The 17,235-nt window shown below is 41.1% G+C and carries 19 protein-coding genes; 17 read left to right on the top strand and 2 right to left on the bottom strand.

What is annotated here, in order from left to right; all coding sequences use genetic code 11:
- Positions 1-22: 22 nt before the first annotated feature.
- From EV282_RS17440 to EV282_RS17405, 8 genes are all read left to right on the top strand, one after another.
- The gene (locus tag EV282_RS17440) at positions 23-979 is read left to right on the top strand and encodes a heme-dependent oxidative N-demethylase family protein (protein ID WP_130297167.1); all 957 of its coding nucleotides are present in this window, start codon (positions 23-25) and stop codon (positions 977-979) included.
- Positions 976-1,434 carry a dimethylamine monooxygenase subunit DmmA family protein gene (locus EV282_RS17435; protein ID WP_130297166.1) on the top strand — a complete coding sequence of 153 codons (459 nt, stop codon included), beginning with the start codon at positions 976-978 and terminating at the stop codon, positions 1,432-1,434. Before EV282_RS17440 ends, EV282_RS17435 begins: the two co-directional genes overlap by 4 nt.
- 11 nt (positions 1,435-1,445) lie before the next feature.
- A complete protein-coding gene (locus EV282_RS17430; RefSeq protein WP_278043788.1) occupies positions 1,446-2,399 on the top strand; it encodes a PDR/VanB family oxidoreductase in 954 nt (317 codons plus the stop codon).
- A gap of 201 nt (positions 2,400-2,600) precedes the next feature.
- Entirely contained in the window at positions 2,601-3,773 is a 1,173-nt protein-coding gene (locus EV282_RS17425; protein WP_207224345.1) for an MFS transporter, read from the top strand.
- A 100-nt stretch (positions 3,774-3,873) separates the two neighbouring features.
- A complete protein-coding gene (locus tag EV282_RS17420) occupies positions 3,874-4,104 on the top strand; it encodes an excisionase family DNA-binding protein (RefSeq protein ID WP_130297165.1) in 231 nt (76 codons plus the stop codon).
- Between the two features lie 77 nt (positions 4,105-4,181).
- The gene (locus EV282_RS17415) at positions 4,182-5,018 is read left to right on the top strand and encodes an STAS domain-containing protein (protein WP_130297164.1); all 837 of its coding nucleotides are present in this window, start codon (positions 4,182-4,184) and stop codon (positions 5,016-5,018) included.
- A gap of 136 nt (positions 5,019-5,154) precedes the next feature.
- Entirely contained in the window at positions 5,155-5,682 is a 528-nt protein-coding gene (locus tag EV282_RS17410; protein WP_278043787.1) for a M15 family metallopeptidase, read from the top strand.
- Between the two features lie 11 nt (positions 5,683-5,693).
- Positions 5,694-6,089 (top strand): hypothetical protein, encoded by a 396-nt coding sequence (locus EV282_RS17405; RefSeq protein ID WP_130297163.1) that lies wholly within the window; start codon positions 5,694-5,696, stop codon positions 6,087-6,089.
- Positions 6,090-6,154: 65 nt separating this feature from the next.
- Here the strand turns inward: EV282_RS17405 and EV282_RS17400 are convergent, their stop codons facing one another.
- Complete coding sequence (locus EV282_RS17400; protein ID WP_130297162.1) at positions 6,155-7,816, bottom strand: glutamine--tRNA ligase/YqeY domain fusion protein; 1,662 nt, start codon at positions 7,814-7,816, stop codon at positions 6,155-6,157.
- A gap of 162 nt (positions 7,817-7,978) precedes the next feature.
- On the opposite strand from EV282_RS17400, the gene EV282_RS17395 reads away from it, so the two are divergent.
- The 9 genes from EV282_RS17395 (at position 7,979) to EV282_RS17355 (ending at position 15,884) form a co-directional block, all read left to right on the top strand.
- Complete coding sequence (locus EV282_RS17395) at positions 7,979-8,905, top strand: dipeptidase (protein WP_130297161.1); 927 nt, start codon at positions 7,979-7,981, stop codon at positions 8,903-8,905.
- 18 nt (positions 8,906-8,923) lie between these two features.
- Positions 8,924-9,943, top strand: a complete 1,020-nt coding sequence (locus EV282_RS17390) for a P1 family peptidase (protein WP_130297160.1) — start codon at positions 8,924-8,926, stop codon at positions 9,941-9,943.
- Between the two features lie 99 nt (positions 9,944-10,042).
- Entirely contained in the window at positions 10,043-10,726 is a 684-nt protein-coding gene (locus tag EV282_RS17385; RefSeq protein WP_242611939.1) for an SIMPL domain-containing protein, read from the top strand.
- Positions 10,727-10,808: 82 nt separating this feature from the next.
- The gene (locus EV282_RS17380; RefSeq protein ID WP_226537164.1) at positions 10,809-11,105 is read left to right on the top strand and encodes an ArsR/SmtB family transcription factor; all 297 of its coding nucleotides are present in this window, start codon (positions 10,809-10,811) and stop codon (positions 11,103-11,105) included.
- Between the two features lie 21 nt (positions 11,106-11,126).
- Positions 11,127-12,053, top strand: a complete 927-nt coding sequence (locus EV282_RS17375; protein WP_130297159.1) for an ABC transporter ATP-binding protein — start codon at positions 11,127-11,129, stop codon at positions 12,051-12,053.
- A complete protein-coding gene (locus EV282_RS17370; RefSeq protein ID WP_130297158.1) occupies positions 12,050-13,147 on the top strand; it encodes an ABC transporter permease in 1,098 nt (365 codons plus the stop codon). The genes EV282_RS17375 and EV282_RS17370 overlap by 4 nt, the downstream gene beginning before the upstream one ends.
- 24 nt (positions 13,148-13,171) lie before the next feature.
- Positions 13,172-13,594: a DUF6526 family protein gene (locus tag EV282_RS17365; protein ID WP_130297157.1), complete on the top strand. Its 423-nt coding sequence runs from the start codon at positions 13,172-13,174 to the stop codon at positions 13,592-13,594.
- Positions 13,595-13,954: 360 nt separating this feature from the next.
- The gene (locus EV282_RS17360; protein ID WP_130297156.1) at positions 13,955-14,494 is read left to right on the top strand and encodes a sigma-70 family RNA polymerase sigma factor; all 540 of its coding nucleotides are present in this window, start codon (positions 13,955-13,957) and stop codon (positions 14,492-14,494) included.
- Positions 14,475-15,884 carry a DUF4179 domain-containing protein gene (locus tag EV282_RS17355; protein ID WP_130297155.1) on the top strand — a complete coding sequence of 470 codons (1,410 nt, stop codon included), beginning with the start codon at positions 14,475-14,477 and terminating at the stop codon, positions 15,882-15,884. Before EV282_RS17360 ends, EV282_RS17355 begins: the two co-directional genes overlap by 20 nt.
- A 322-nt stretch (positions 15,885-16,206) precedes the next feature.
- Here EV282_RS17355 and EV282_RS17350 read toward each other — a convergent pair whose 3' ends face one another.
- Complete coding sequence (locus EV282_RS17350) at positions 16,207-17,169, bottom strand: LacI family DNA-binding transcriptional regulator (protein WP_130297272.1); 963 nt, start codon at positions 17,167-17,169, stop codon at positions 16,207-16,209.
- Positions 17,170-17,235 lie beyond the last annotated feature (66 nt).

Below are 17,235 nucleotides of genomic sequence, written 5' to 3'. Positions count from 1 at the left end.
ATATTCTGTAAAGGGTGAAGGCATGAAGTGGACTGATAATCTTGAGAACTTTCCGTATCCTTTTAAAGGTTCGACCTACCGCTACTCAAATAACTCTATTCCTATGAAACTCCCACTCAGTGTTGAAGTCACCTTAGATTATAAAGAAGAAATGAAATTAAAGCGTAATCTACTAACTCATCACCCAGAACGTTGCTATCAATCTCTTCCACATACTTTTACAGGTCAATGGGAGATTGTTGAGTTGGTTATGGAACATCTCGTTGCGCAGTATCCAGAAAAGTTTTCATTGGAGACGAATGAATCTCAATGGATATTTCACAATAAAATCTTGGGTGAAAAGCATGAATTTACTTTTGGAGTTGAAAAAAGTCTGCCTTGTGAGCCATTAGCTTTCATAAGTCGTCACGTGCAGGAGGATCTTATTTTGATGATGCAGCGCGATGGTGATCTGTATCTGGACGCAGGGCAGCTTTGCTTTCCGGCTAACTGGTCGCTTGCGTTTAACTTAGGTATGAAGTTTAAAAGCATTCATCACCCCATTCCAGGTTTTAAAGAGGAAGGATTGGACGACCGAATCCTGCAATTTCTTATGAGAATTGAAGCAGGAAACCCGTGGGAACGAAAAAACTGGTCGCTGATGGCAGGTGACAGGCTGGATACTTCACTTGAAACGTTTGATCAATGGGGGCTGTTAAGGAAACAGGTGACGAAAGAGAATGCGGGTGAACTTGTTCATATTCGTGTAGAAGTTCAAAAGCTTTTCAGACTGCCTCGGAGTAACGCCATCCTATTTACGATCCACACTCATTTGTTGTCTTTAGAAAAATTAGCTTCTAACCCCGAGTGGCTGAAGCAGTTTTATGAAATTCTTTCTGAACTGCCTCCGCATATAACGGAGTACAAAGGGATTGCGTTATATAAAGAAGGTGTATTGGATTATTTAGAAGCACGGCTGGGAAGCGGAAAAGTTTTATGAGCGGCGAAGCAGTATTTGTTTCTGGTAAAAGAAAGTACGTATTTTGTGGAGATCAGCAAGGTATAAAGATTTTAAGCAGTTTGATAGAGCGAGTAAAAGAAGAAGAGTTGTTACTTGAAATCTTTTTAATTGAAGGTGGAACAGAGTGGTCACAGCTGTCCAAATTCTTAAAAGATCAAAAGATGGGGACTTATCTGTATGTTGTCTTGCCAAACGAGTATATTCAGAAAGCTGAAGAAGTAGCGGAGGCCACAGGATTTTCTGATGAAGAGGCACAATACATCGGTTACGGGGAAAAAGTAACCAGGGTCTATTGCTGCCGGTGTCATGGAATCAAAGAAATGAAAAATGCAGAGGAAGAAACCTTGTGCGAGCACTGTGGACTGGAGTTATCTGTATCTGACCATTACTCGGTTTATCATAACGCCGTATTAGGTTATGTGGCAAAACTTTAGGAGTGGATGCTTTGTATAAAGAAAAAATGATTCCTGTTGTGATTAAAGCTATTAAGGACGAGACTGCATTTGTTAAAAGATTTACTCTTGCTGCTGTTGATGGGAAGCCACTTCCGAAGTTTAGCGGGGGTGCTCATATTTCAACATATATTGAGGATGAAGAATTACTTGTCAGACAATACTCGTTAACGAGCAGTCCTGATCATACGAAACACTATCAAATCGGCGTCCGTTTAAGCGATACTTCTAAGGGCGGTTCCCGTTATTGGCATCAACGTATGAAGGTTGGAGACAAGCTGCATATCAGCTACCCAAAGAATCACTTTCCTCTTAGCTTTAAAGCGAAGCACCATGTCTTTTACGCAGCTGGTATCGGAATTACCCCTTTCTTATCGATGATGAATGAACTTCATTCCAGAAAGGATTCATTCGAACTTCACTATGCTTCTAAAACGGAGGAAGCTTGTGCATTCTATGATTTTCTTCAGGAACATTATCCAAATCAATGCCGTTTCTATTTTTCTAGTGAAAGGAAGCGAATTAGTGCATCTTCCTTAGAAGAACACCCTATCGGAACTCACGTTTATTTTTGTGGTCCTGACTCATTTATATCGGACCTTACTGAGTCAGCGTATCAACTAGGCTATCCACTATCTGCTGTACATATGGAAAGGTTTACTCCGCCACAACCTAAAGATATGCAACCCTTTCATGTTCAATTAAAAGATGGAACTCTTGTTAAAGTTGCGAAGGATCAGACTTTGCTTGAAGCACTCCTGAACAAAGGGATTCAAGCACCATATTCATGCAGGGTCGGCAGGTGCGGTACATGTGAACTCCAGGTTGTAGAAGGCGAAATCGCACACTGTGATTCTTTTTTGAGCGAAGAACAAAAACAAAGTCAATCAAGGATCTTAACGTGTGTCTCACGCGCAAAGTCAGGTGTTTTGGTATTAGATGTTTAGTTGTGAAAGAGTGACATATATTCCATGTAAGGGATATTTAAGCTTGAACGAAATTAACCGTAAACTAAAAAAGGATAAAATGCTAATCCTTTTTAAAAAAGATTAATCAGGTGTATAATTTAAGAGTTCAAACATTGGTCTAAGTCTGTCTGGAGCTATTTCCACAGGCTTTTTTATTTCATACAGCAAGGAGTTTTCAGATTGAAGCACCGAACTTTATTGGTTTATCTTGTCGCTTTTGCCGCTTTCCTTGGTCCTTTTTCACAGACCATTTATGTTCCTCTCATTCCAGAAGTGACAAAAGAACTTCATACCTCTTCGTTTTTAGTTAATTTTTCGATATCCATTTATACGATTTTCTTAGCGCTCATGCAGATGGTTTATGGCCCGTTAACAGATTCTATAGGACGGCGAAAAGTAATGCTCGCGGGTCTCTTTATTTACTTGGTCGCAACGATTGGCTGTTTTCTTTCGGGGTCAATTGAGTCATTGTTAGTTTTTCGTTCTTTGCAAGCGGTTGGTATTGCAGCAGGTTCTGTTGTAGCAGTAACGGTGATAGGTGATCTGTTTGAAGGAAAAGACCGTATTCAGCCGATGGGAACCTTTCAGATGATGGTATCGCTTGGTCCGGTCCTCGGTCCTGTGGCTGGTGGATTCTTAAGCGGTTCATTTGATTTTCATATCATTTTTGTGGCTTTATTATGTGTTGGCTTAATTGTTCTCGGTGGTAACATCGTTTATTTAAAAGAAACGAAGCCTCAAGTAAGTAAGAAACAAAACTTTAAGTTCACGGATTTTATTAATATTCTAAAAAATCGAATTGGATTTTCAGTTATCGGAATCGGTTTTATCCAATATTACGCGCTGTATAACTTTCTGGTATTCTTACCGGGAATTATGAGTGAGCGTTATGGCTTATCTGTTGAACAAAAAGGACTTGTCTTTCTTCCGCTATCACTGGGAATTGTTGCAGGAAGTTTCTTTGGCGGAAAGCTGCGAAACTTTGACGAAAGAAAAGTCGTTGTAGGCACTGCATTCCTTAATGTCCTGTCACTGTTGTTCTTCATCCTCGTATCAGATGTTTCACTTAGTATGTTAATTGTTTCGATCAGCTTATTTGGATTGTTTTTGGGAATGTCACTGCCTGTGCAGACTGCATTGCTTACACAGGAATTCCAAACGAATCGGGCGACTGCAATCGGCGCATATAATTTTTTTCGCTATATGGGGATGTCGATTGGACCGTTACTAGGAAGCTTTCTATTCCACATAGGCAGTTATGATTTAGCATACGGATTTGTGGATGCGATACTGTTGATTTTTGCATTGATCATAAGTAATCAACTGTTAATGAAACGAAGATCATTCCAATAGATTTGGAATGATCTTTTTCACTAATCAGGTATATTGAAAGGATTGCCTTCATGTTGTAATCTTAGGTTAAACAAATGTTAAACAAGGGAAGATAACAATTATGTACATGACAATAAAAGAAACAGCAGAGTATTTATCTATGCCTGAAGCGGCCGTTGAAAGTTTGGTTCAGCAAAACAAAATTCGTACCATTTTTGACGGGAGTCAGCATCTGATCAACAAGGAGCAGTTCAATACACATTTTGAACAGCTTGAAAAGTATAAGAAGATGGTGGAAGAATATTTGAGTGAACCGATTCCAGAAGACTGGGATGCAAAGGATGAAGATTAGTAATCCTATAAATTGTAAAGACAGGAAATCCAATATATGATAGAGAGAATATGGTAAATGGGGAGCGTGTAAAAGTAATGCATAGAGATAAGGCACTGCATTCTTTTTTAATTGAAAAAACATGGCAAATGACTGAAGAATGGTATGCTTCTATCGATAAAAGCAAAGCCACAGGAGTCTATGCTTCTTCAAATCCTGAAACCATAAGAACATTAAAAAAGCAGAATCATGAGTTTCATCTGCATTTTTGTGAGGTTTTTGTTAAAGAGGAATCAGAGTTTCTAAAAGACTTTGAACCATGGGTAGTGATGATTGCTAAGGACGATGAGCACTTAAATACACCTGTGACCGTAATCATGAATGAATTCTTTAACGTTCAGAGGCAGTATCTTGGTTTCGTTAAAGAGTTTGTGAATTTTCATGAAGGTGAATATTCTCAAGATGTTATTAATTCTTGGAATGACGTTATCATCAATACCTTTAATAAAATCGTTACTTGGTTCGTTGAAGAAAACCAAAAATACAGTGAAGAGAAATTAAAAGCGCAGCAGGAGATGATCAATGAATTAAGCTCTCCGGTTATTGCGCTCAATAATCATATGGGACTTCTTCCGTTGATTGGTGTGATTGATACAGCAAGGGCAAAGCTAATCGTAGAGAATACTCTGGAGCAATGTACGGAAAAAGATATTTCTCATCTATTAATTGATTTATCTGGTGTTCTCATTATTGATACGATGGTTGCACAGCAAATTTTCTCTTTAATAGAGACACTTGGCCTTATTGGTGTCAGATCAACAATTTCCGGAATCAGACCGGAAATTGCTTTAACGGCTACTCAGCTTGGTTTGTCTTTTGATAAGGTTTCTATTAAATCTAATCTTGCACAAGCACTTGCTTCAAAAGATAAATAATATTTTTTCATAGACTGGGATTATACCTGGTCTTTTTTTATGCCTTCATTTCATAGAATAGAGTATAGTGAAACATTTCCAGTGCACATACGTTAGAATGAAAATAGAATGCTAGATTCTGGGGGGATTTGCTTCAGTGAAATGGATAACAAGAGTAGTATTTGTGTCATTATTAGGGTTTCTAGTTTTTTTAATCATAGATGAGATGAGAAAAAAGAATGTTCCGATGCCAACGGAGATCCACCCGATCGTTGCAGAAAAAAGAGACCAGCTGATCCAGAGAGCGGCCAAAAAAGGCATTGCGATTGTGATAACGGATGATTTCCGTTCAGCGGAAGAACAGGATGAACTTTATGCCCGCGGGAGAAGTACGGAAGGAACGGTTGTTACACATGTAGAAGGCGGAGAGTCGTACCATAATTATGGTTTGGCCATAGATTTTGCACTTCAGTTAAAAGACGGAACAGTCGTGTGGGACTTGGAGCGTGATGATAATAAGAATGGAAAATCAGACTGGCTGGAAGTTGTACGTATCGGGAAAGAATTAGGCTTCGAGTGGGGCGGAGATTGGGTTGGTTTTAAAGATTATCCGCATTTGGAAATGGATTTTGGATTGAGTATTCGAGAGCTGCAATATGGGGAGAGACCTCCCAAAAGCAAGTAAAGGAGAAGTTCATGAAACTTTTTGGATTTGTTTTATTAGCAGGTGCTATTTTCTTTTCGGGCTGCGAAAATCTTGGAGCAATACGAGTTGAAGATAAAAATGGTGAATTTAAAAATCCGATGGGTTTCAATTCTTTTTTTAAGGATGTTCAAGATCAAACAGAATCTAAGCTAACTTTTATAAAATATGGTATTGAAGGGCAAAGGTCTGTTGAGAAAATTACCTATGACGGCGATAGCTTAAAAGTACATCAAACTGTTGATAAAAAGTTTGTTGAGGAATACAAATGCGATGGGATAGAAAAACAAAATAAACAAGATGAATTTATCTTTGTATTAACAGATTGTAAAGACAGTCTTAAAAATATTGAATTAGTCACTGTTCCTATTGAAAAGATGAAGTATTAGTTAAACAAAAAAAGGCTGACATCAGAAAGCAAATTAATCGCCTTCTAGTGTCAGCCTTATACTTTTTATAGCTTAAACGAACTCTTCAATGAAACAATTTGATTAAATACGATTTTATCTGCTGTTGTATGCTTTGGATCTACGTTGAAGTAGCCGTGGCGGAAGAACTGGAACTTGTCATGAGGCTTTGCGTCCTTCATGTTTGCTTCGATGAACCCTTGTTTTACGATAAGAGAATCTTTGTTCACGTAATCCAAGAATGTTTTGCCTTCGCTGTCTTCTTCGTTTTCCATGTCAGCATCCAGAATTAATGGCTCATATAAACGGAACTCCGCTGGAACAGCTTGTGTAGCTTCAACCCAGTGAAGTGTTCCTTTTACTTTGCGCCCAGTGAAACCAGTGCCTGATTTCGTTTCAACATCATACGTACAATGAAGCTCAACCACGTTGCCGTCTTCATCTTTTATGAAATCTTCGCATTTAATGAAGTATGCATGCTTTAAGCGTACTTCGTTGCCAGGGAAGAGACGGAAGTACTTTTTCGGAGGATCCTCCATAAAGTCTTCGCGCTCGATATAGATTTCACGAGAGAACGGAATCTGGCGTGTTCCCATTTCTTCGTTCTCAGGATTGATCTCTGCATCCAGCATTTCAACCTGTCCCTCAGGGTAGTTTGTAATAACCACTTTAAGCGGATCAACGATACCCATCGTACGAGGTGCTTTTACTTTAAGATCTTCACGAATGAAGTGTTCAAGCATCGCTGTATCCGCAGCACCAGAACCTTTTGATACACCAACGGCTTTTACAAATTCAACGATAGATTCAGGTGTGTAGCCTTTTCGGCGCAACCCAGAGATCGTCGGCATGCGCGGATCATCCCAACCGTCCACATAGCCTTCATCTACAAGCTGTTTTAGCTTACGCTTGCTCATTACTGTATTGATCAGACCTAAGCGGCCGAACTCGATTTGCTGAGGCTTGCTTTCCATTTCACACTCTTCTACTACCCAGTTGTAGAGTGGGCGCTGGTCTTCAAACTCTGTTGTACAAAGAGAGTGAGTCACGCCTTCAATCGCATCTTCGATCGGATGAGCGAAGGCATACATCGGATAGATGCACCAAGTATCACCCGTGTTATGGTGAGTAGCATGAGATACGCGGTAAATAACCGGGTCGCGCAAGTTAATGTTTGGCGAGCTCATATCGATTTTCGCACGAAGAACCTTCTGACCGTTTTCGAACTCGCCTTTACGCATGCGCTCTAAAAGATCCAAGTTCTCTTCAACTGAACGGTTGCGGTAAGGACTTTCTTTACCAGGCTCAGTAAGTGTTCCGCGGTATTCGCGGATTTCATCAGCGTTGAGATCATCTACGTATGCTTTACCTTTTTTGATTAAAAGAACAGCACGCGTGTACATTTCTTCAAAGTAATCGGAAGCAAAACGAAGGTTTTCCCATTCGAAACCTAGCCATTCAACATCTTTCTTGATAGCATCAACGTATTCCTGGTCTTCTTTTAATGGGTTCGTATCATCAAAACGCAGGTTTGTTTCCCCGCCGAACTCATCAGCTAGTCCGAAGTTGATGACGATCGATTTTGCATGTCCAATATGAAGATATCCGTTAGGTTCTGGAGGGAAACGTGTAATAACTTTCTTGTGCTTTCCGGATTCCAGATCGCTTTGGATGATTGTTTTAATAAAATTAGAAGAACTATTCTCCATCCCGTATCAAGCCTTTCCTTATATGTAAACTAAAGTATACTTTACATTATAACAAAAACAATTTTCAACTAAACGTATTCTTTTGCTCGTTAGGGATTATATTTAACGGTCCTTAACCTTATAATGATGAAATAAATATTCAAATGAACGGTGGGATTACACATGAATGTTATTGACTTACATTGTGACGCATTACTAAAACTCTGGGAAACAAAGGGGGATTTGCAATATGCCGATGCCCCTGAGCTTTCAACAAATAAGGCGCGGCTTCAAAAAGGAAAAGTAAAGGTTCAGTTTTTTGCAATTTTCGTAGAACCTTTCATTCCCTCTGATCAAAAGTTCCAGGCTGCTTTAGACCAAATTAATTACTTTTATAGTGAAGTACTCGGTAAAAATCCAGAGATGAAGCATGTAAAGGATTGGAGTGAGCTTGCCGCTGTAAAAGATGGTGAGATCGGTGCGGTGCTGACGCTTGAAGGTGTGGAAGCGATCGGTGATGACCTGACAAAGCTGAACATTCTTTATCAGCTTGGCGTTCGTCTGATCGGGCTTACGTGGAATCATGCGAACCTTGCAGCCGACGGGGCACAAGAACCGCGCGGAGCAGGGCTGACCTTATTCGGAAAAGAAATCGTACGGTTTAATAACCAGCATAAAATCTTGACTGACGTGTCTCACTTATGTGACCGGGCGTTCTGGGACGTGATGGAGATCGCGAAATATCCATTAGCAAGTCATTCTAATTCTCGTGCTTTGTGTGAGCATCCGCGCAACCTTACGGATGATATGGCAAAAGAAATGTTCCAAAAAGGCGGAGTTGTTCATGTTGTTTATAACCCTCCTTTTACAAAAAGTGAAGGTCCATCAAGTATTTCAGATTTGATCAAGCATATCGATCATTTCTGCGGACTTGGGGGTGTGAAACAGATTGGTCTCGGCTCTGATTTTGACGGAATTGCTTCACACATCGTGGATCTAGAGGACGCTTCTAAAACACAAAACTTGATTAATGAACTGTTAAAACATTATTCAGAAGACGAAGTAAAAGGATTTGCGCATCGAAACTTCTTAAACTATCTTCCAAAATAAAAACCAGGGGTGTAAGTAATGAAGGTTCGAGACAGAGGAATACTTGTGGGAACTCTTTCTCCAGGGAAGAAAAACTGCATCACAGATGTAGAAGGCGTGAGGGTCGGTCATTTCACGCTGGACTATCCGATAAATGATAACGATTACGCATGCACAGGTGTAACGGCAATCTTGCCGCACGAAGGCAACCTGTTTCAAGAAAAAGTAACAGCTGCCAGCTATGTAATGAATGGATTCGGGAAAACGGCGGGCCTTGTTCAGCTGAATGAGCTGGGAGTTTTGGAGTCTCCTATCATGCTGACCAACACGTTTGGGGTGCCGGCTGTTACGCAAGGAACGCTGGAGTACATGTTGGAGCAAAACCCTGAGATTGGCGACACGACGGGAACGGTGAACGTTGTGGTTGGAGAATGCAATGATAGCTATCTGAATTCGATCCGGCACTTTCCTGTAAAAGCGGAGCACGCAGTTGAGGCTATTACTAAGGCAACGGATGAAGCTGTGGTAGAAGGGGCGATCGGCGCTGGAAAAGGAATGATCTGCTTTGGTTATAAAGGCGGAATAGGAACCTCTTCGCGCACCGTATCTGAATTCTCGTTAGGCTGTCTTGTACTCAGTAATTTTGGCAAGAGGGAAGAATTTAAATACTCTCATTTAAAAGTTGATGAGTCAGAGGGGATATCGGAAACCAGTGATGGCTCCATTATGATTGTACTCGCGACAGATGCTCCGTTAAGCGACAGACAGCTTTTGAGAGTGGCAAAACGTTGCGGAATTGGACTCGGCCGAACAGGCAGCCACTTTGGAAACGGCAGCGGGGATATTGTGATTGCTTTTTCCACGGCACATAAAATTCCTCATTTTCATGAAAAAGAAACTGAAGTCCGCACTCAGCTCCGAGAAGATCTACCTGTGATGAACGAACTTTTCACGGCTGCTGCAGAAGCAACGGAGGAAGCTATACTTAATTCTTTATCTCAAGCCGAAACGACAACTGGCCGAAATGGACATTCCGTTGGAGCGTTTCCTTTTAAATAGCATTTGTCACTATCGTGGCAAGTGCTTTTTTCTTTATCCTTCTTTTATCAACCGCCATTGCATAGTTTTTATGGAATAGATTGTGAAAGGAGCTTTGCAATGTATTACAGCTATCCGGGGTATCAGAATATGGGGTTTAGGCAGACAAATGAAGAGACAAAAATCAATCGATTAACCGTCTCTGGCGAAGGTTCCGTTTCAGCAGTACCTGATCAGGCGATGATAACCATCGGGGTCATTACCGAGAACATGAACCTAAGTGCAGCACAACAAGAAAATGCTGCTAAAACATCAGCTGTTATTAACGCATTGATGTCATTAGGCATTCCTCAGCAAGATATTCAAACTTCTTCTTACCGCATTGAACCGCAATATAATTATGAAAACGGTCAGCAGACATTTCGCGGATATCGTGTGGAACATCAGCTTCAAGTAACAATAAAAGATATTACCAAAACTGGACAGGTGATCGATCAAGCTGTCGCAAGCGGAGCTAATTCTGTTTCGTCTATTCAGTTTTCTGTATCGAATCCAGAGGCTTTTTATAATCAAGCTTTAACTGCAGCTATTCAAAACGCGCAGCAAAAGGCAGTGTCCATGGCGCGGACAATGCAATTTACACTCCAGCCAGTTCCGATCGTCGTTCAGGAACTGTCCCAGCCTTTGCCGCCAACTCCAGTACTGTTTCAAGCCGCAACGCTGGCACAAGGAGCTGGAACGCCGATTCAGCCTGGAGAAAATAAAATTACTGCTACTGTGAAAATGGAATACACCTATAGCTAGTACCGGAATAAATTGACAAATTCTATTGCGGCGCTCTATACTTAACCAAATGGTTAAATATAATGCTGATAATTTGAATGATGTGTTTTCTGTTTTATCCGATCCAACAAGAAGAAGTATTATCGAGCAGCTGTCAAAGGGAGAAAGGAGTGTCCAGGAGTTAGCAGAGCCTTTTGATATGTCGCTGCCTGCGATCTCAAAGCATTTAAAAGTTTTAGAGAATGCAGGTCTTGTAACGCAAAGGAAAGAGGGGCGTTACAGGTATTACTCGATAAAACCAGATTCGATAGATAGCGCATGCGAGTGGATGGATGCTTTAAAACAAGTATGGTCAAGATTTGAAGGTATGTTTGGCTGCAGCAAAAACAAAAAGCAGTGATAAAGGTTTGGAGTGTGGAAAATGGAGTCTTTGCAAGAAATTATTAAAGTGCAGGGATTGGTTAAACGATATGGAGATTTTACTGCAGTAGATGGCAGTGAGTTCTCCGTACATAAAGGTGAAGTGTTCGGTCTTCTTGGTCCGAATGGTGCTGGAAAAACAACGACGCTAGAGATGCTGGTCGGGCTTCGTAAACCAGATGATGGCACAGCAATGGTTGGCGGGTTTGATATCACCCGTGAGCTCGATAAAGTGAAGGAAGTCATCGGGGTGCAGCTTCAATCGACAACACTTTTTGAACTTTTGACGGTAGAAGAAATTCTTCATCTGTACGGCAGTTTTTATCGTGATCATATATCAATTCCAGATCTGATTGAGGATATGCTTTTGACTGAAAAAAAGGACAGCAGGATAAAGGGATTGTCTGGAGGCCAGAAGCAGCGTCTTGCGATTGCACTGGCACTCGTTCATGATCCGCAGATTATCTTTTTGGATGAACCGACAACAGGTTTGGATCCGCAAGCCCGACGGACGCTGTGGGATATTATTCTGCGGTTGAAAGACCGTGGCAAAACGGTCGTACTTACGACTCATTACATGGATGAAGCGCATGTCCTGTGTGACCGGATCGCCATAATGGATCAAGGAAAGCTAATTGCGCTCGATACGCCGGGTGAGCTCGTGAAGAATCTGCAATCTGACAGTGCCGTCGAGTTTCGTTTTGATGAAGAAGCGGATGTGGTGCTAGAAGAGATTGAAGCCGTTAAACAAGTGGGAAGCCAGAAGGATGTACATATCCTGTACACAGATGACCTGCAAAAAACGCTTACTAGCTTAATAGCTACAGCATCTGAGAAAGAACTGAAGCTGGTAGATCTGCAAACAAGAACAGCAACGCTTGAAGATGTATTTATTCATATGACAGGAAGAAGGTTAAGAGAAGGATGAGAGCCTATTATCAACTGACTTTAGCCCAGCTCCGGATTTTCCTTCGAAACCGGCAAGTCTTATTCTGGACGCTCGCTTTCCCGATTTTTCTAATGATTATGCTCGGGTCGTTCTTAGGAAACGGCAATGGCATTTCTTTGACTGTAGCCGTAGTTGATCAAGACAAAAGTGAGCAATCCAAGGTTTTAGTAGAGGAACTGAAGAAGAACAAAGCAATTTCGATCGAGAAAAGTTCGGATGAAAAGGATATGTTACAACAGCTGAAAGACGGTGATCTGCAGCTTGTTGTTACCATTCCTGAAGGTTATGGCAAGAGTGTGGGTGCAGGCGGGAATGCCGAGCCGTTCAAACTGCCAGTCTATTATAATGAGACGAATCTAACGGTTTCACAAGTTGGACTGCAGCTCGTGAACAATGCGGTAGATACGATCAGTAAAAAGCAGGTAGATTACAAGCCAGCTGTTGTGACTGATTCTAAAGGTGTTGAAGCCCTAAACCTCCGTTACATAGACTTCCTTGTACCTGGAATCGTGGCGATGATGATCATGAGCAACAACATGAACGGTGTGGCCGGTCAGATTTCCTCATGGCGTGAGCGCGGAATTTTGCGAAGAATGCAAGGAACAACGTTGAAGGCATCCACTTTTATTGCGGCGCAGATTACTGCTCGCTTCATGCTGAATGGTTTGCAGGCGATGATTGTGCTTGGGGTGGCCTGGGCTGTCTTTGGGATTGAGGTTCGCGGCTCATGGTTGACGGTAATCGCGTTTGTAACACTTGGAACATTAGCGTTCATGGCGATCGGTTTTATTATTGCAGGGATTGCGAAGACTCCCGAGAGTGCGGGGCCGATCGCTGGATTCCTTTCCTTTCCGATGCTGTTCTTAGGCGGTGTGTTTTTCCCGATAAAAGATATGCCTGAGTTTCTGCAGCCGATCGTACAGATTCTGCCGATTGCCCATCTCAGTCATGCACTGCGTGAAACGATGAACGTCGGTGCTTCATTCATGAACCTTGGAATGGAAGCGGTCATTCTAGGCTGCTGGCTCGTTGGAGCGTTTATTGCCGCAAGTTTTACGTTTAAGTGGGAGTAATCTCATAAAGAAAGAGGAGAAAAGATGGAGACACAAAACTTTAAAAATCATGCACGCATGCACCCGATTTATCATTATGTGTTAAGTTTGCTGGTGGTTGGGGGACTGATTGCAAGTATCGTTTATCTGTTTAATGCGGAGGATACTTTTTTAGGCGTTGTACTTGTAGTGATGTCGCTGAGTCTGGCGGTTACTTTTGCTCTGCTGCGTTTATATCCATTGAAAGCGCAAGATCGCGCCATTCGTGCTGAAGAGAACCTGCGTTATTACGTGTTAACAGGTAAATTGTTAGACGCGAAGCTGACACCTGGACAGATCGTGGCATTGCGTTTCGCACCAGACAACGAGTTTCCAGGATTAGCGGAAAAAGCTGCTGCAGAAAACATGAAACCAAAAGAAATTAAACAAGCGATTAACAATTGGAAAGCGGATGATTACAGAATTTAAGAGAAAAAGCAGGCTATTAGATAAAAAACAAGGCTCAACAGGTTGAATGTTACCTGTTGAGCTTTTTTATCGTGTTTCTGACTACGAAAATCTGACACCCTGAGCGAAATTCAGTAGGTTAAGGGTGGTTCGACAAGCATCTTGAGCGAAAATCAGTATGTTAGGGGCGGTTCGACAAGGATTTGGAGCGAAACTCGGGCTTGTTTGAGCGAACGCGTAATAAATAAAAGAACACGTACCGTAAACTTGCCATTTACAACATGCAGGATTAACCGATTCTTATAAGGAATAACCGCTTTAGAATAAATTTGAAACTTTTCCCGTGAACAGTTCCTCTAATGGGTGAAAGGAGGCACGGACTTGCTAAATATAAAAACGGTAACAAAAGCGATAAAAGGAAACGAAGATGCATTTGAACAGCTGATTAAATGTGAAAGTGACAAGTTATACAGAACGGCTTATCTTTATGTGCGGAACAAGGAAGATGCGCTCGATGTCCTGCAGGAAACAGTCTGCAGAGCTTTTGTAGGAATTCATAAATTAAAAGAACCTAAATATTTCAGTACGTGGCTTGTGAAAATTTTAATTCGCACAGCTTATGAGGTGCTTCAAAAAAAGAAGAAAACAGTCCTGACGGGCGAGGCGTTTATACATAGCCTAACTGAGAATACGAGTCACAGCCCTGAAGAGGATCTGGACCTGACTAATGCCATTTCAACTTTGGACCAAAACTATCAAACGGTGATTATCTTATTCTATTTTCATGATCTTTCAATAAAAATGATTGCCGAAAAGATGCAGAAACCAGAGGGGACTATAAAAACTTATCTTCATAGAGCGAAGACGGAACTAAAAGGTTTACTGGAAGGAGCGGGATCATATGGACAAAGAATGGTTTGATAGAAAACATGAAGAAGAATTGCCGAGAGATGAAATCATGACTGCCATTCAAAAAGGGATGAATGCAGGCAGAAAAATAAAACGCAGAAATAAAATGAAATCTGGAATGAAGTTGTCCGCATGGGTCACAGGAACAGCAGCATCAGTTGTGCTAGCTTCAGGATTTGTTTTTTCTCCGGTAAATACAGTGTTAGCTGATGTCCCACTGATCGGAAAGCTCTATGGACAGCTCAATCTTGAAATCGGAAAAGAGCTGGCTGCAAGTAATCTAGTAACAGAAATTAACGAGAAAGCTTCAAGTAACGGGGTCGATGTTACGGTAACAAGTGCTTTTTATGATGGGAATGTTATTGGAGTAACGATTAAAGCTGAGGGTGAAGACCTTTCTTTAGAGGCCATGGATAAAGAACGCAGCCCTGAAACGGGTTATTCGTTAGCGGGAAGTGATCAAGAACAGCTTCCAGGCACGAGGACCGAACTTCAAAAAGTAAAAGACGGAAGTTATGTTGCTGCGCTGGAATTTGAATTGTCAGGGAAAGAATTGCCGAAGAATTATACGTTGCCATTAACGTTTAACCTTATGGCCAACAAAAAAGGTACATGGAAATTTGATATTCCGGTAATTCAGCTTCCTACGAAAAAAATAGAATTAAATGCATTTGGAGCATCAAAAGACGGTGCACATAAAATTGAATTAAGGTCGCTATCGGTTGGAAAGGCAACGGCGACGCTAGATATCATGACTTCACATCCTGTTGATGGAGTGGAGGAAAGCGTAAATATAAACGTATTAGACGATAAAGGCAGAAGAGTGGAGGTTCGGGGTGCTGGACGAGCCACAATTGTTCAAAATGAATTATTAATAAAAAAACAGAGAGAAACTCAGTTAGGAAAGATAGAAGATGATGCTGAATATTTAATGGTTTATCCTGAGGTGGTAAGAGACGAAATGCCTATAATAGAACCATTAAATCAGTCATTTCCTTATGAAGTCAGTAGTCTGAACGGTGTATTTAAGGCAGTTGTCCGAAATATCGAAAAGAAGGGGAACGAGCTGGTTATTGATTACGAGATTGTGAGTAGTAATAAAGAGAAAATAAAAGAAGATTGGTACAAACAGTTTGCTGATGGCATTAATTTAATTCAAACTTCTAAAGTTATCAAAACGGATGACCTGAAGCCGCAATATGATCTTTTATCAGACAGTCCTGGATCTTTTATTGTTATTAATAAAAGCAAAGAGCTAGAAAAAGATCACTTCCGAACAACATTTAACCTGGATAAAGTGAAGAATTTTAATATTGATGAGTATTCCTTAATGCTGCCGTTTGGTAATCTGAGTAAAGATGAAAGAATTAACCTAGAACCAATAAAAGTACAAATAAATTAATAAAAATTGATTGACCCAAGAGTGATATTGTCCTTTTGGGTCTCTTTTTTTAATTAGCGGCTTTCATTATAGTGTTTTAGACATGTTTTGGGAGGAAAAACGCCGGCTGGAGAACGCTGTAGCAGGCAGTTTGAGCGAAAACCCGCACGTTAAGGGTGGTTCGACAAGCATCTTGAGCGAAAAACAGCATGTTAGGGGCGGTTCGACAAGGATTTGGAGCGAAACTCGGGATAGATTGAGCGAACGTGTAATAAATATAAAAACACGTACCGTAAAACGAACCAAAAAGAACTAACCCAACTAATTTGAGTTAGCCCTTCTCCTAAACCGTCTCCCGCTCAATCAATTTTACAGCGATCTCTTCATGTGAAACGAGCTCTCCATCCATAGCTTGATGAAATAGCTTCCTTCCGACTTCTACAAGCGGTATTTCCAGTGTCGTAATATGCATGACTTTTGAGATTGGCTGGTTATCGAACCCCATGATCGCTAAGTCTTCAGGGATAAAGATACCCTGTTCTTTGCAGCAAGTTAAGATTCCTGCCGCAACCTGGTCACTCGTAACGAGGAGAGCGGTGGGCCGATCCTTCATCTGCACCAAATCAGTTACAACCTTCTCTCCGTCTTCAAAATTGAAACACCCTGAAAATATGAAACAGGGATTGTAGCACAAGGAGTTTTCCTTTAAAAAATCTTTATAAGCTGCGTCTCTTTGTTCACTGTTCGTTCCAGATTGCCTTCCGATACAATAACCGATCCGCGAATGTCCCTTTTGATGAAGATAATTTAGAGCTGCAGAAAAACTTTTATAATGATCCACAAACGTACAAGAAACGTTTCTCTCTCTCGCATCCTCACAGAGCACAATCGGCCCGTACTGTGTAAAATCCCCGATAGCACTCCAATCGCATATCCTCGAACAGATAATTAGCGCATCGATTTGCTTATCTTTTAACATGGTCAAAGCTTCGATCTCTTTTTGTTCCTCATAATTCGTTTGGATCAAAACGAGTTTGTAGTTGTTCTTTAATGCTGCATTTGCTATTCCTTCAATAAGCAACCCGAAATAGGGATGGTTTGAGAAGGGAACGACAACTCCGACTAAAAAGGTTTTTCCTTTGCTTAAATGCACAGCGTTTATATTCCGCTGGTAGTTGCATTTCTCCATCGCCTGTCTCACAGCTTCCGCTTTTTCAGCACTGACATATGGATAGTTGTTGATGACTCGAGAAACGGTGGTCACTGACACTCCGGCCATTTTTGCGATATCTTTTATATTTGCCATACTCGGACCTTCTTTTATACAAAGTTTTTCTTGCTTTGAAACGCGTTTCATAAATTATCCTCTGCT

Origin of the sequence: Fictibacillus sp. BK138, assembly GCF_004216955.1 — a bacterium.
Lineage (GTDB): Bacteria > Bacillota > Bacilli > Bacillales > Fictibacillaceae > Fictibacillus.
This window is presented reverse-complemented; position numbering and strand designations above follow the sequence as displayed.

Excerpts from the sequence above, each read along its gene's own strand:
- EV282_RS17440 (WP_130297167.1), top strand. The coding sequence starts at position 23 with ATGAAGTGGACTGATAATCTTGAGAACTTTCCGTATCCTTTTAAAGGT.
- EV282_RS17435 (WP_130297166.1), top strand. The coding sequence starts at position 976 with ATGAGCGGCGAAGCAGTATTTGTTTCTGGTAAAAGAAAGTACGTATTT.
- EV282_RS17420 (WP_130297165.1), top strand. The coding sequence starts at position 3,874 with ATGTACATGACAATAAAAGAAACAGCAGAGTATTTATCTATGCCTGAA.
- EV282_RS17415 (WP_130297164.1), top strand. The coding sequence starts at position 4,182 with ATGCATAGAGATAAGGCACTGCATTCTTTTTTAATTGAAAAAACATGG.
- EV282_RS17405 (WP_130297163.1), top strand. The coding sequence starts at position 5,694 with ATGAAACTTTTTGGATTTGTTTTATTAGCAGGTGCTATTTTCTTTTCG.
- EV282_RS17400 (WP_130297162.1), bottom strand. The coding sequence starts at position 7,816 with ATGGAGAATAGTTCTTCTAATTTTATTAAAACAATCATCCAAAGCGAT.
- EV282_RS17395 (WP_130297161.1), top strand. The coding sequence starts at position 7,979 with ATGAATGTTATTGACTTACATTGTGACGCATTACTAAAACTCTGGGAA.
- EV282_RS17390 (WP_130297160.1), top strand. The coding sequence starts at position 8,924 with ATGAAGGTTCGAGACAGAGGAATACTTGTGGGAACTCTTTCTCCAGGG.
- EV282_RS17385 (WP_242611939.1), top strand. The coding sequence starts at position 10,043 with ATGTATTACAGCTATCCGGGGTATCAGAATATGGGGTTTAGGCAGACA.
- EV282_RS17375 (WP_130297159.1), top strand. The coding sequence starts at position 11,127 with ATGGAGTCTTTGCAAGAAATTATTAAAGTGCAGGGATTGGTTAAACGA.
- EV282_RS17370 (WP_130297158.1), top strand. The coding sequence starts at position 12,050 with ATGAGAGCCTATTATCAACTGACTTTAGCCCAGCTCCGGATTTTCCTT.
- EV282_RS17365 (WP_130297157.1), top strand. The coding sequence starts at position 13,172 with ATGGAGACACAAAACTTTAAAAATCATGCACGCATGCACCCGATTTAT.
- EV282_RS17355 (WP_130297155.1), top strand. The coding sequence starts at position 14,475 with ATGGACAAAGAATGGTTTGATAGAAAACATGAAGAAGAATTGCCGAGA.
- EV282_RS17350 (WP_130297272.1), bottom strand. The coding sequence starts at position 17,169 with ATGGCAAATATAAAAGATATCGCAAAAATGGCCGGAGTGTCAGTGACC.